The organism is Sphingobacterium sp. Ag1, from assembly GCF_000988325.1.
GTDB lineage: Bacteria > Bacteroidota > Bacteroidia > Sphingobacteriales > Sphingobacteriaceae > Sphingobacterium.
This window is the reverse complement of sequence record NZ_LBGU01000021.1, coordinates 1-14,303: the sequence shown is the minus strand read 5'-3', so window position 1 is coordinate 14,303 and position 14,303 is coordinate 1. Positions and strand designations below refer to the sequence as shown.

The window sequence follows — 14,303 nt, the reverse complement described above, 5'->3', positions numbered from 1 at the left end:
GTGGTGTAAATCAGTTACACTAAAAACAATAAAAAAATGGAACAACGAATTAATTTTTTCGCAAAAGGGCAAAACGCCATGAAATCGATGTTTGGAATAGGTGCATATCTGAGCAAGTGCTCGATAGAACAAGAGCTTTTGCATCTTATTTATTTCCGTGTATCACAAATCAATGGCTGTGCTTATTGTCTGGATATGCATTCAAAAGATCTACTGGCCACCGGAGATCAACCACAACGATTGTTCTTATTGGATGCCTGGCGGGAAGCCCCGCTGTATAGCGAACGTGAACGTGCTGCACTGGAATGGGCCGAAGCCGTGACGAAAATTACACATGGCGATGTATCGGACGAGGTTTATGCTAAAGCAACTGCAATATTTTCGGAAGAAGAACTTATTGACCTGACCTTGGCCATTACAGCAATCAATTCCTACAATAGGATCAATATTTCCTTCCGCACACAAGCAGGAAGCTACAAAGTTGGGCAGCACAAAGTACAGCCAACCTCATAAATAACGAAACGTATATTTATACGATAAATTAAACCATAAAAATGAAAGATTTCATCTTATTATTTCGTCAGGGGGCCAATGAGCAAAGTCAACTGACAGAAGAAGAAGCAAAAGCTGTGAACAAAAGGTGGTTCGACTGGATCCATGACATCGATACGCAAGGTAAACTGAAGGATCATGGCTCCCGTCTTGAGCCTGCCGGAAAGGTATTAAAGCCGGGCGGTATCGTTACGGATGGACCTTTTGTGGAAATTCGGGAGAGACTCGGCGGTTTTATTGTCGTCGCAGCAGAGGATCTTGACGAAGCCACAACCTTGGCCCATGGCTGTCCTATTCTCGAATTTAACGGAAGTGTAGAGATACGTGCACTACTCAACTAATCATATACAGGATCGGCTGTACACTGACATAGCCGATCCTATTTTAAACTTATGGATCCAGATTTTCTAAAACAGCTTTTCCAGCAAGAATTTACCAAAATAGTCGCTGTCATCAGCAAGAGTTTTGGCCTCCAGTACATCGAAATAGCGGAAGATATCGTCAGCGAAACGTTCTTAGTTGCCACGGAATCCTGGCAGACCAAAGGCGTTCCTGCAAATCCTACGGCTTGGCTGTACACGGTTGCAAAACAAAAGACCTTGGCCCAGTTTAGAAGAAATAAAATATTTACAGATAAAATCATCCCTGCAGTACGGCAGCGGGAGCCAGAAGCGGAGAGCTTTGACGAGTTTAGTTTCTCGCAGGAAAATATTAAAGACAGCCAATTAAAAATGCTGTTTGCCATCTGCACGCCAGCAATTGCCAGTGAGGCACAAATTGGTCTTGCCCTTAGAATCCTCTGTGGTTTTGGTATAGAAGAAATTGCCGAAGCATTTCTTTCCAACAAAGAAACCATCAATAAGCGCCTATTCAGAGCAAAGGAAAAACTACGTTCAGAAAAAATCGAACTCGAACTGCCTTCCGAAACAGAAATTATCAAACGCCTCGATAATGTACTCCATATTATTTACCTCTTATTTAATGAAGGGTATTATTCTAAAACCCAAAATCAAATTTTACGAAAGGAGCTCTGTATTGAAGCGTTACGCCTTGCGCTTATGCTTTCATCTTATGAAAAAACCAATACACCCAAGACCAATGCGCTCATTGCGCTGATTTGTTTCCATTCTTCCCGCTTCGAGGCAAGGCTGACCAATGAAGGTGATTTCATTTTGTATGAGCAACAGGATGAGGAACGCTGGAATCAAGAACTCATCCATCAGGGGCTTTATTTTCTGAAGAATGCGGCATCGGGCGACGAACTCACATCTTATCATCTGGAGGCGAAAATTGCGCAATGCCATTGTATAAAGGAAGACAGTCCAGAAAAATGGACCGAAATCCTGCAGTGGTATGACCGTTTATTAGTCGTCAATTATTCCCCCGCAGCTGCATTAAATAGAATATTTGCCCTATATAAAGTAAAAGGCGCTAAAGCTGCATTGGCCGAAGTAAAAACCTTACAACTAGAAGACAACCACTTTTATTTTGTCCTCCTCGGGGAACTTTATCAGGATCTAGATAAAAACAAAGCCATCGCAAACTTCAATAAAGCAAAAAACCTCGCCAAAATAACATTGGAAAAAGAGATTATTCAACAGAAGATTGATGCTATAAAGTCTGCAATGACCTAATTTGTTTGCTAGACATCGATTACTTTCACCCTTTTCCAATAAGAAACAAAAAGCTGATACAGCTCGGAGGGTTCCAAATCAACCGTTGAGGACGAATACATAATACACAATTCTTGGGTGGATTCTTGATAAGCCATTTTCCATAACAGCGACGAAAGCCGCTCTTTATATTTAGAAGGATGACCCAGTGTTACAACGACCAGGGTATCACCACCGACTTTTTGTAAATCAATGCTTTTAACATCCTGCCAGTCGCCTCGGCCAAAAGCTTTTGATACTGGTGTTGTCTTTCCAAGAAAATAGCGATCGTTCAAAACAATTTGCGCCGTTTTATCCCGAAGACTCAGTAGGCTGGAAAACAATAAAATTAAGAGTACCAGCAGTGCTCCGGCAGAGAAAACTGTCGGCTTTGCCTTAAATACTCCATCAAATAAACCGATACTGAACAATAAAACGACCAAAAGCAACAAACATAGAGCTCCCGAAATTGACAACAGCTGAATTGTTTTCCGTTTATTTCTATATAAGCTTGTTTCCTCCATCGGCTTAGTTCCCCCAGTTAACGTTCAAGTTATGTTTTTCGGCATAAGCTTTTCCTAAAGCATATACGTTGTCAAACACACTGTTAATGGAAGGCATATCGTTTTTTTCGATCTTCTGGAGTAAAGCCTGCTTTTCTTCAGCCGAACCTTTACCGTCACATAACTTTGCATAAGCGGTATATTCGTTTTTATAAACAGGCAACACTTTTTCAAATAATGCAATAGACTGCTCTTTCAATGCTTTTGCATCGGCATCAGAAACATTCAGTTCTTTAATATCCTTTAAAGCCTTTTCGACCACCTGAATTTTTATTCCGACAGATTTTTGAGCTTCGTCGCCTACTTTCTTACTGGAGGGCATATCTGCAAATTCTACGGTCTCCTGCTCGAGCTGTTTGCCGTAGCGTTCAGGGGCAAAATCTGCTACAAGATTTGTGTTTAAAACAACTTTTCCGAAAAAAGTCTCTGGACTTGGGGATTGACAGGCTGTAAAAAATAAGCTCGCCGACATAAAAATAATAACTAGTAAGTGCTTCATATATAAATTCTGTTTGTGACCAAAGTAATTAATTATCATGAAATAGGCAAACATGTTGTCCCACCATATCGCTGTATAAAATTGTCATCAACCTGTCTGTTTAGGCGAAAAAAGCACGATAGCCGAGCAATTCATATTGCACAAAATGTTAATTTTTAATATATTAGCAATTACAACATAAGCGATTAAAAACAGTCATTATGGGTTATGATATTAGTTACCACCCCATCTCAGAACAGCAGATAGAAACTTGGTATTTTGACTTGCTCAAAAATCCTGAAAAGATTGAGGAAGTTTCTGCAGTTCACCAACTAGAAGACTTCTATAAAACCAAGTACCAAGACACCTTAAATGCGGGTCGGGAAACCGACAAAAATGATTATTTTGACAAAACCCATGGATTTTTCATTGCTGTTGTCCAAGGTTTTTTCGAAAAATACTTTTATGTGCGCGGTGGAGCCCTATCCTTCTCCAAAAATGACCATTTATCCGGCTATTACAAACAGTGGAATGAATTTGTACAACATGAATTTCTGACCAATAATATCGAAAACAGGCTTGTAGAAAACTATTGTTCGGGTGTCTTTATCCCAGCAGAAAAAGTTGCGCAATTGTTGGTAGACTACCATAATAATCCAACGATCAAGGCTGAACTAGATACGCTATTTTCTGATAACCGTATTGCTGTTTTCCTCAATGCTCTGCAATATGCCAAAGATCGTAACCTTGGTCTTTTGGAAGCAACAGAAGTTGTCGAACCACAACCTTTTGATCTGAATGAATCAAAAAGTTACTCCAACCTCTTTAACTGCGACAAAGAAGGCCCACTTTTATATCAGACAACGGCATTAAAACAGATCCAGGAAATAGAACATCGTCATGGAATTCCTGAAAATGAGATCTTACCAAATGTCAAAACAGAAACAATCCATGCCGACCCTAAACATTTTGACACAACAGATAGTTCGCAAAGCAGTAAAAAAAAGAGCTTTTGGAGCCGGTTATTCGGCAAAGGTTAAACACTGATAATTGCTAGACATTCGGCCCTATAACGATATACTGTTGAAGAAATCTTGAATTCCAACCTATTAAACACTTCAATAATATTGGTTTCAAGCCACTATACACATAGACTGCAAAAAAAAGACTGCTTTGCATCTGAATTAAACAAAATGATTTGACGATATTCGTCTTAGAATTATAACTGCTCATCCCATTATGATCTTCATTTTTCTTCTTATTATTCTTACGCTTTTCGGAATTTTATATCTGCTTCGTTCTGTTGTCAAAAAACAACAGCGGAAAATAACAATTGTTGAGTATGCGATCATCATCGGTTACCTGATTTCGTTAATGATAACCGGAGTAGGGCTATTATTCCACTCAAGTCAATATAATCAAGCCGTAGATCCTGTAGATGGTGATTGCTATATTCCCTTCGGTGGAAAACACATTTTATCGCTTCTGTTTTATTTCCTAACATTTAATATTTCAGCAATAGCGATTTGGCTCAAAGGACGGAAAATCCCCCCTATTCCTCTTGTTCTAATGCTGATTATGTTAATGATAGGCAGTATGATCAGTGTGTTTGTACTCGTTCAGGTCAGTCACCACGATACGTCCACATTGGATATGTATGTTGGCAACGAGGGAACCCTATACTTTATTTTCACACCAATATGCTGCTTGATCATGGGTGTAGGATTAATCCGTAAAATCATCGTTGAAGAACGGGGTTACGCCTCGACAAGAAGCTATGCCAACGCCACGCTCAACAAGATCAATAACCTACTTTCGGCAAAGCTAAATTACCCCACATGGGCGCTTATTTTACTTGTTCCGGTCTTTCTTTTACTAACAATTATCCTCATCCTATTGGGGCAGGATCGGGATTCAATGGTGAAAGTTTTCACAGAAACAACCACTTGGGCTTTTTCACAAAAAATGCACCCTCCCATCTTGGATCATCAGGGACATTACCTCTGTACAGTTGCAGCCAAAGGAGATCCCGCCCTTGTAAAACCATTGAGATTAGGCAAAAGACATGGTAACACCATTATCGTCAATAGACAACTCCAAATTGCCAATGCATTCGAAGAAATATTAAGCGATCTATCGCCAGTATTACACCGCTATGTTAGATATTGCTATGATAAATATGGGTTTAATATCTCGATCAAAATAAATTCTGTTAGGGCATCAAATATGACCTATGTCCTGATGAAACCCCTTGAATATTTTTTTCTTTTTTTCCTGTATATGTGCTACGTGGAACCCGAAAAAAAAATTGCCAAGCAATACAGCTGATCTTTTCTGAAAACAGCAATGCCCTTTTTCGGCAGAGAAACCAAGTTTGGACTAACTTGGGACTTATGATCTGCTAACTTATTACCTTTTAAACATTATGGATCAAACAGCTCAATTTATTGTCCTGACAGGAGGACCTGGTGTCGGTAAAACAACGCTATTAAAGGAATTACAACAACTGGGATTTAGTGTTGTACCGGAGGATGCCCGGCGGATTATCCGAGAACAAATGGAAATGAATGGCGACGGCCTCCCCTGGAAGAATAAGCGTCATTATGCCGAGCTCATGCTAGCGGCGTCTTGCAGCGGTTATTCGGAACAGTTGCGTAAAGATCAAACCCGCTATGTGTTTTTTGACCGCGGGATTCCAGATACATTAGCATATATTGCCATGGAAAGTCTTGCAATCGGGGAAGATTGCCTGCGACAAGCAAGATTGAAACGTTATCATAAAAAGGTATTCATCTTACCACCTTGGGCAGAGATCTATGCGAATGACAACGAGCGGAAACAAACTTGGCAAGAGGCCGAAAATACCTTCAAGATAATGAAAGAGACCTATACAAAACTGGGTTATGAAACTATTGAGGTTCCAAAAACAACCGTATTTGATCGCGCGCAGTTCATTCTGAAAGTCCTGGATCAGCAAAACTATTGATTCCGCATTTCTTTCTCAATACGGCGGTCGGGAATAATCCACATGATAGCAACCGTTCCGTATAGCACTAAACTGATATACGGATTGATAAAAGACAGACCTATTCCCAGAAAATACAGTGCGGTAGAAATATTTTCTTTTGTTTTCGATTTGACCGCTTTTTTCAATGCAGAATCTTCGCCCTCAATCTGGATCACAAAATACTCCACGATATGGTAGGCAATAGAACACATAATCAACACAACACCGTAAGCAATAATCGGATCTCGACCAAAATGGGATTCACCTATCCAATTGGTGGTAACCGGCATTAAGGATAGCCAAAACAATAAATGGAGATTGCTCCAAAGTACTTTGCCGTTTACTTTGCGAACGATTTGAAAGAGGTGATGGTGGTTGTTCCAATAGAGTCCCACATACATAAAACTTACGATATAAGAGATGATTTTGGGCAATAAAGGCTTGAGGCTTGCAAAAGTAACCCCTTCAGGTACTTTTAATTCAAGTACCATAATCGTTATAATGATGGCTAGAACGCCATCACTGAATGCTTCTATTCGACCCTTAGTCATTTTTAAATAGTGGGGTTAATAACTGATATTGTAAACCCAAGCGGAATACATTTAATCGTGCGGTACCGGGATCAGCGCCAAGCATCCCGCTGTTGTAATCCTTCAGTCCCCATGAATATCCAGCAAATACGGTATAACGATCATAATTTACATTAAACTGCAATCGAGGGCGTAGATCCAAATCTATAATCTTGCCGCGGTCACGATCAAAACTTGTTTTATTACCCTGCTTATCTTCAATGCTACCATTTTCTTTAATGCTTAACGTTTTGGCAATATCCATACCCAGCTGTATATCCATTGTCATCGGTTCAAAAAAGACACGATAGCCAACAAAAGGATTAAAATTGATAAATTGTTGATTGAGACGGGTTTGACCACGGCTTCCATTCATAAACTCGTTGCCTTCCAAATCAATCTTTGTCTGCAATCGTTCATAGGCGCCCTCCAAACCTAATATCAGGTTGTTGGCAAAAACATACCGGTAGTTTAAAGCACCACCGATATTGATTCCATATTTTTTTCCATAAGGATTATTGGTATAATAGTCCTGCTGCGTAGATCCATTCAACATACTCTTCGCTTCGGCTCCCGATCCCGTAAAGTTGGACACACCGGAAGTAATACCCACTCGTAGTTCGTGCGATTGCGAGAAAGCCATAAAATGGGTTATACCAGCAAAAAGTCCGACAAGTAAAAATCTCTTCATCATAACCGAAATATTAAATTAAAATCCTTAAAAAAATGAGCGTGTTCGATTGTTAAAAGTAAGAAAATTTATGTGATTCAACTTACTCCAATCCTTATTTTTTCTGAAACGGCAATGTTTATTCATCAGCTGAAATCCATCCGCTTGATCGGCTATAAAAAAAAACATCATAAGACAGAATGACTATATTTATTGAACTACATCAATGAAAATGAATCAATTCAGGCTTATTTTTGTTGTATTACAAACAAAAGAATGATCCGTATGAAATATATATTGGAAAACCCTGTCATCGGTCATATTGCCGAGCAGAAATATAAGACCAGCATCCACTGGAGGAATGGTGAATTTATTACGGATGAACCTGAAAAACTTGGCGGAAGAGATCTTGGGCCTGACCCCTACACCCTTCTGATTTCATCGCTTGTATCTTGTACATTAGCTACGCTACGCATGTACATCGATAAAAAAGGACTTGATATTCCAGAAATTTCTGTCAGTTCAAATATGTATCTCAAGATTGAAAAAGGACAGGTGGTTACGTATTTTGATCGCGAGATCGCTTTTGGACAAATCTTAGCGGAGGATACCCGAGAACGACTTCAACAAATTGCCGAAGAATGCCCCATTTCAAAAATTTTAAAGGGTAATGCCATTGTTAATACAGTAATTCGTGCAAATCCTTAAGAAGGAAGCATCACGATAGCGAATGATAAACAAAAGTTGCGCTTCAACTCATCAACATTAGCGTGTAACGAATTTGTGTATCATTATACTAATCATACACTTAAAAATAGCATTCATCATGAAAACCATAAACTTTCTCCTATTGGGTAAAAATGAAGAAATTCTCCTCACGCTCAAGAGAATCATTGAAAGCACACCCAGCTGGAATGCAACGATACAACAGGATTTGGGTACTTGTAAGAAACATCTGATAGACAATCCTGTAGATGTTTTATTATTGAGTTCGGGACTCTCTCCTCAGGAAGAGCATGAAATAACAGATCACCTTTCACGGCTCACTTATCCGATTGGTCTGATCAAACATTATGGCGGTGGAAGTGGACTTCTAAAAAATGAAGTCTACAGTCTTTTTCCAGACTTACGTTCCGTTTAATAATGCCTAGACCACAAGCAACAGCTTCTTAGAGAAACAACTAAAATCCGCTAAAACCCTTTCTTTATTGAACTAGATCAATAGAAATTGGTGGCTAATAGGCTAATTTTGGATACTAAATAATAAGATCATGAACAAACAGAACTTTATAAAAAAAGGCCTTTTGGGTTCCGGAATATTTGCATCAACAGTATCTTCAGCTGATATCTTGAAGAATGATATTGACGAGATAGAACCGCTTGAAACGCTGGATGCCGAAGATGTAAATTATAATTCAGACAAATTGGAAAACCATAGCGTCCTCCATAAAGCAGCTACACGCGGTCATGCAAATCATGGCTGGTTAGAAAGCAATCATACGTTTAGCTTCGCCAATTATCACGACCCGGAACGCATGCACTTTGGTGTATTGCGGGTACTAAATGATGATATGGTGGCTGAAGGAAGAGGTTTTGGCAAACACCCGCACGATAATATGGAAATCATCAGTATTCCTTTGGAAGGTGATTTGCAACACGAAGACAGCATGGGTAACAAAGCCATTATCCGGAAAGGAGATATTCAGGTCATGAGTGCCGGAACGGGCATCATACACAGTGAATATAATAAAAACACCGATCAGGTGGTGAAGTTTCTTCAGATTTGGGTGTACCCTAATCAACGGAATGTGAGCCCGCGCTACGATCAAATTACATTAGATATCGCACAAAGACAGAATAAATTCCAACAAATTCTTTCGCCCAATCCAGAAGACGAGGGGGTATGGATCCATCAGGATGCCTGGTTTTCTATGGGGCATTTTGACAAGGACGTCCAGACAAAATACCAGATCAAAAAGGCCGGAAACGGTGTATATGTTTTTGTAATAAAAGGCAGTGTTACCGTCGAAGGACAAGAATTGGAGAGCAGGGATGGTTTTGGAATCTGGGATGTCGCTGAAATTAACCTGAAAGTCACCTCAGCAGATACTGAAATCCTACTGATGGACCTCAGTATGATATTGGACTAATTTTATACACTTAGACGTCAATTAACAAAAAGGGGAGCCTATGAGGCTCCCCTTTTTGTTAAGGCTATTTATTATTTTTAGAAAGTAACGGAATTCAGCTTTTTATCAACCAAAATACCATCTATCGCTTTCAGATTGAAGTTGACATTGCGTTTTGCTTTCAATTTAATCTTAAATAAAACTTCAGACCCATTCAAGGTCTCTTTATTGCCAAGATTAACAAAAGTAGCATACAGCGCTTTACTTCCATTGGTGTGAAGACGATCGTTACTATAATTGTTCATCTCTTTCAGGTGTACAGGTTCAATACCGACATATTCAAAATCGCCCTGATTGTACGGAAGAGCAAAACTAAGCGCATTGACAGCTTTAAGATTCTCCCCGCTAATACTGATCTCTACGGTGTCTCCCGACTTCAAGCTTGTTTTTGAGGGAACCAATTTTAGTTTACCAGCTACTTTTTCTTCCTTTGCTGGTTTTGCACCACCTTCGATAACAACAGCGACATTGGAAATATCATAAGCGTCAATCAAATTATTCTTATTGACATCACCATTGCTGACATAACCTTCAAAATCTCCATCACCCAATCGCAATCCCGTATAGTTAATATAAGATGTCAAATCATTATGATCGATCAATCGGTCATTATTAATATCGCCTGGTAGGTAGCTTGACGATCCTGGCACTTTAAACACATATAATTCTCTTCCTGAACCAAAACCTCCAACAGCTTCAGAAACTGAAATTTTGATAAATCGGGCCACCGGATGGGTTCCAAAATCAAAACGTTTCATTTCGCCATCACGTTTCCAATCAAAACTACCAGCTTCCGTCCAGGTATCCTTATCGTTGCTATAGAATACTTTTCCTTTTAAAATGATGCCGTTTCCGCCATCGGTTCTTGGAAGATACTCAAACTTATCCAATTGATTAACAGATTTTAGATCTAAGGTCATATCAAACGGAACAGCTGCCTGTCCCCATTTTGTATGCCACATATCCCCCTCATCATAATTGAACAATTTATTGATACCATTTCCGCCTTGGTTATCCACAGAAGTCTCTGCTTTGATTCCTTCGATGGCAAATTCCAATGGATTTGCCTTTGTCTTTGCTGCAAATGTACTCCAATCTGAAACACCAGATTTATTGACAGCTCTAATTTTAAACTGGTAATCAGTTTCCGCGGCCAATCCTTCGAATAGCAATTGACTGTCTTTGATGGTCGAATAGATCAGATGATTGAATTCAATTTCATAATAATCAGCATTTGCAACCTTTTCCCAGGTTGGGGTTAAGGTATATGCTTGTGTATGTTGATCTGTGATAACAGCTTTGGGCGAAGTCAAAGCACCGGTCTGAGCCAGATAGTTGTCAACAGGAGCATATTCGAAACCCTCCAATTGTACTTCTATTGCAGTCGATGAGACATCCTGTTTCGCTAGTCGTACCAGCAACATCGGATTTTTCACCAAAGGTACTTTTTCAAATTCAGATCCCTTGGTTGCAAACTGATTCAGGTTTGGCTGTGCATCGTAGAAATATACGTTTTCAGAAGTATTGAACGCGTCTAAGCTGTTCACTTCTTTAAGTTTATTATTTTTTCCATTGACCTTTACAGTCAATTTCTTAGGTGCTTTGCTAACGTTGAAACGAATTTCGGTAGACTTCATTTTTTCAAATCCGTCAAATTCGCCCTGTGTTGGAGCAATCGTAAAAACAACTTTATTATTGTTTAACTGCGAAGTTAGGGATGTAGTTACTCCCTTACCATACCGATAAGCCTCGGTTTTTCCATCATCATCATATTCCAGGAAATTGGAATTCCCATAAGGATACACCTCATAAATACGTTGATCCTTTTTGATTTCCAGCACATTATTATTCGGGTTTGTCACTGGAATAATGGCTCCATTTTTCACGAAAACAGGCAGCTTCCAAATAGGCACATCAAAGTTATTGATGATACGGCCACCCTGGTATTTTTCACCCGTAAAATAATCAATCCATTCACCATCCGGCAGGTAAATACCATTGCGAATATCATTTCCCTTCTCATCCACATGTGTTTCCTGATAAATCGGTGCCACCAGGAAATTTGGACCATATAGGTACTGGTATTGCGTTGCCTTTCCAAGCGTATAAGCATTTGCTTGCTCTAAAAACATCGCGCGAATGATGGGCAGTCCATCTACCGCTTGTTTTGCCACACTATAGCTATAGGGAACCAATTGAGATTTCAATTTCAAATATAGACGATTGATCGAAGTAGCCGGCTCGCCCAAAGCATGTGGGTATTTCTCGTTCGAGCCCCAGCCATCCATATTGAGTTCCATGGGTGTCCAAGTCTTCCATTGAAAATCACGGATATTGACCTTGAAGTTTTTACCACCAAAGATCCCGTCCATATCAGAGGTAATATTGGGCTGACCCGAAAGTCCCGAGCCGATATATGTTGGTATGTGGAATCGAATATACTCCCATACACCTCCAGTTTGGTCACCCGACCAGATACCCGCATAGCGCTGCGTACCTGCCCAACCATCCAATGAAATAATAAATGGACGAGCGTCGTTGCCATAGTAAGGCATGGTATGCCCTACATCAGCTACCCCGTTGAGACCAAAGGAGTATCCTGGGCCCACCCAGGCCACATCCGTCTTTAGGACTCTCACACCTGCATCCCGTACCTCTTTTACTATATCACGTTGCAGTAATGCACTGATGCTGTCTTTGGGATGGAGATCAGACTGTGTCCATAAACCGATTTCCACACCATTCTTACGCGCATAATCGCCAAACTCTTTCAGGTTTTGGATATTTCCATCTAAAGATGCCGTTTGACCATATCCAGCACCGTAACCATCATTGGGAAGAATCCAACCCAAAGGCATGTCATGGGCTTTATAACGGTCTATGACTGCGCGAGCCGAAAATTGATAATTGTTTTTCTCGCCATTCAGCGATTCTTTGATTCCGCCATTGTCCTTTTGGCTTTCTTTATAGCGTTTGCCATCTTCAAAAAGAATTCCCTTTTCATCTTCTTTCCAAAAATCGCGGTTATAAGCATTAAGATGTCCTTCGTACAAACCAAATTTTGGTAGAAGAATTGGGTTACCCGTCAATTGGTAGAAATCGTTGAGCAAAGGCACAATACCGTCACCAACCATAAAAAAGACATCCAGATAATCCGTATCGTGGGCCAATTTGACTGTGCCAGCGGTTTTGGCTCCAAAGGCGTAACTTCCCTTCTTAAAAGTATGCCACATAAAACCATACCCTTTGGTTGACCAGTAATAAGGGGTTGGAGAGGCAACACCGCCATCGGTCCAGCTGTTCTGATTTTCGATAGCAATTACTTTTCCCTTATGTGAAAAACGCCCATTTTGAACGCCACCACCAAAAAAGTACTCATCCGCATTTTCCTTTAATTCAAGGCTTACTTGTTTGTCCTCAAAAACGACCGGCTTTAAGCTTTCAACTACAATCTTATTGGTTTTACGATTAAGGATACTAAACTGTGAAGTCTGTTTATCCATTGAAAAAAGAATATCGTTGGTGGAGATGCTGACCTTATTACCCTCATCCTTTACTTCGAGCTCAGCGACAGTTTTCCGAGGTTGCTCTACCAATATTTTTGCATCGGGTTTAGCTTCGGGGTCACGAATAATACCACCATGAACATCCTGAAACATCCTAAAAATATGATTACCGTAGAAATCTAAAGTCAGACGTTGGCCATTATCGTATACAATCTCAACTGTAGTCGGATTAATTTTTTGAATCGCGATAATACGATTAACTTGATCGCGACCTATTGTATTGTAATAATTGATCGTACTTACTTTAGCCTCAACTCGAGTGGGTTGAAAAATAAAAGGAGAAGCCAATCCCATCAGTAAACTGACTTGTGCTTTTGTGCTCCAAAAAGATACCTTCATGCGTATGATTTATAATGCATTAAATTAACTTAACAATAATACAATAGTAAATTGAAGTAAAAAAGAGTTTCAGGAATGCAAACGATTGTCCAATAATAATGTTGCAGGCTAACCGAGCTATTGTAGGCTATTCACCAAATATCGAATGTTTACTTTCATGTGGCTTATGAAATGACCATGATGATAAATGCCACATAAAACTGGAGGGATGGCTAATAGTGGTGCACCATACCACTGTGGGGCAGGGCCGGTCGGGGGTACGGAAGATATGCAATAGCATTGTACAGGGAAGTACGGGGGTTACCTAAACGAAAGAAGCCCTTGACTGTTTCCAGCAAGGGCTTCCGTGTAAAAAAAGGCACCGACCTACTCTCCCACCTGTTACGGCAATACCATCGGCTCTGGCGGGCTTGACTGCTCTGTTCGGAATGGGAAGAGGTAGACACCGCCGATATAGGCACCTAAAAATCTTTATTGGTCTGCTTCCTTTTAGGAGCATCAGGCCAACTGACATAGATATTGAAAGAGTTTCGTTTCTTTTTTGTTTCTAAAAATTAAAGAGGAAGACAACAGTGTTATCTGCTTGAGAAAGCTTCGGGCTATTAGTACCACTTGGCTTTGGTCTCTCAACCTTTACACCTATGGCCTATCAACGTAGTCATCTTCTACGACCCTATAAGGAAGTCTCATCTCGTGGCTAGTTTCGCACTTAGATGCT

At 40.1% G+C, this 14,303-nt stretch carries 14 protein-coding genes and 2 rRNA genes; 9 read left to right on the top strand and 7 right to left on the bottom strand.

The window, feature by feature from the left end; genetic code table 11:
• The first annotated feature begins 36 nt into the window (after nt 1–36).
• Genes AAW12_RS02940 through AAW12_RS02930 form a run of 3 tightly spaced genes read left to right on the top strand, consistent with a single transcriptional unit; the run spans nt 37 to nt 2,186 of the window.
• Nucleotides 37–513 (top strand): carboxymuconolactone decarboxylase family protein, encoded by a 477-nt coding sequence (locus AAW12_RS02940; protein WP_046672123.1) that lies wholly within the window; start codon nt 37–39, stop codon nt 511–513.
• Nucleotides 514–554: 41 nt separating this feature from the next.
• Nucleotides 555–893 (top strand): YciI family protein, encoded by a 339-nt coding sequence (locus AAW12_RS02935; protein ID WP_046672122.1) that lies wholly within the window; start codon nt 555–557, stop codon nt 891–893.
• Nucleotides 894–944: 51 nt separating this feature from the next.
• A complete protein-coding gene (locus AAW12_RS02930) occupies nt 945–2,186 on the top strand; it encodes an RNA polymerase sigma factor (protein WP_046672121.1) in 1,242 nt (413 codons plus the stop codon).
• A gap of 8 nt (nt 2,187–2,194) precedes the next feature.
• Here AAW12_RS02930 and AAW12_RS02925 read toward each other — a convergent pair whose 3' ends face one another.
• Nucleotides 2,195–2,728, bottom strand: coding sequence for an STM3941 family protein (locus tag AAW12_RS02925; protein ID WP_046672120.1), 534 nt, complete (start codon nt 2,726–2,728; stop codon nt 2,195–2,197).
• Between the two features lie 4 nt (nt 2,729–2,732).
• Entirely contained in the window at nt 2,733–3,266 is a 534-nt protein-coding gene (locus tag AAW12_RS02920) for a hypothetical protein (RefSeq protein WP_156167523.1), read from the bottom strand.
• 200 nt (nt 3,267–3,466) lie between these two features.
• On the opposite strand from AAW12_RS02920, the gene AAW12_RS02915 reads away from it, so the two are divergent.
• The 3 genes from AAW12_RS02915 (at nt 3,467) to AAW12_RS02905 (ending at nt 6,231) form a co-directional block, all read left to right on the top strand.
• The gene (locus AAW12_RS02915; RefSeq protein WP_046672118.1) at nt 3,467–4,285 is read left to right on the top strand and encodes a hypothetical protein; all 819 of its coding nucleotides are present in this window, start codon (nt 3,467–3,469) and stop codon (nt 4,283–4,285) included.
• A 199-nt stretch (nt 4,286–4,484) separates the two neighbouring features.
• A complete protein-coding gene (locus AAW12_RS02910) occupies nt 4,485–5,573 on the top strand; it encodes a DUF6688 family protein (RefSeq protein ID WP_053003510.1) in 1,089 nt (362 codons plus the stop codon).
• Between the two features lie 97 nt (nt 5,574–5,670).
• Entirely contained in the window at nt 5,671–6,231 is a 561-nt protein-coding gene (locus tag AAW12_RS02905) for an AAA family ATPase (protein WP_046672116.1), read from the top strand.
• Here AAW12_RS02905 and AAW12_RS02900 read toward each other — a convergent pair.
• On the bottom strand, nt 6,225–6,803 hold the full coding sequence (locus tag AAW12_RS02900) for a TMEM175 family protein (RefSeq protein ID WP_046672115.1): 579 nt from the start codon (nt 6,801–6,803) through the stop codon (nt 6,225–6,227). The genes AAW12_RS02905 and AAW12_RS02900 overlap by 7 nt on opposite strands.
• A complete protein-coding gene (locus AAW12_RS02895; RefSeq protein WP_146753117.1) occupies nt 6,796–7,515 on the bottom strand; it encodes an outer membrane beta-barrel protein in 720 nt (239 codons plus the stop codon). Before AAW12_RS02895 ends, AAW12_RS02900 begins: the two co-directional genes overlap by 8 nt.
• Before the next feature lie 261 nt (nt 7,516–7,776).
• On the opposite strand from AAW12_RS02895, the gene AAW12_RS02890 reads away from it, so the two are divergent.
• The 3 genes from AAW12_RS02890 to AAW12_RS02880 all read left to right on the top strand — a co-directional run bounded on the left by AAW12_RS02890 (nt 7,777) and on the right by AAW12_RS02880 (nt 9,641).
• Nucleotides 7,777–8,199: an OsmC family protein gene (locus AAW12_RS02890; RefSeq protein WP_197083963.1), complete on the top strand. Its 423-nt coding sequence runs from the start codon at nt 7,777–7,779 to the stop codon at nt 8,197–8,199.
• Between the two features lie 118 nt (nt 8,200–8,317).
• A complete protein-coding gene (locus AAW12_RS02885; protein WP_046672113.1) occupies nt 8,318–8,632 on the top strand; it encodes a hypothetical protein in 315 nt (104 codons plus the stop codon).
• Nucleotides 8,633–8,762: 130 nt separating this feature from the next.
• On the top strand, nt 8,763–9,641 hold the full coding sequence (locus AAW12_RS02880) for a pirin family protein (protein ID WP_046672112.1): 879 nt from the start codon (nt 8,763–8,765) through the stop codon (nt 9,639–9,641).
• 77 nt (nt 9,642–9,718) lie between these two features.
• On the opposite strand, the gene AAW12_RS02875 is transcribed toward AAW12_RS02880, so the two are convergent.
• The 3 genes from AAW12_RS02875 to AAW12_RS02865 all read right to left on the bottom strand — a co-directional run.
• Nucleotides 9,719–13,585 carry a TIM-barrel domain-containing protein gene (locus AAW12_RS02875; RefSeq protein WP_046672111.1) on the bottom strand — a complete coding sequence of 1,289 codons (3,867 nt, stop codon included), beginning with the start codon at nt 13,583–13,585 and terminating at the stop codon, nt 9,719–9,721.
• Between the two features lie 353 nt (nt 13,586–13,938).
• Nucleotides 13,939–14,050: ribosomal RNA gene (gene rrf / locus AAW12_RS02870) — 5S ribosomal RNA — on the bottom strand.
• Between the two features lie 117 nt (nt 14,051–14,167).
• A 23S ribosomal RNA gene (locus AAW12_RS02865) occupies nt 14,168–14,303 on the bottom strand; the annotation flags it as partial.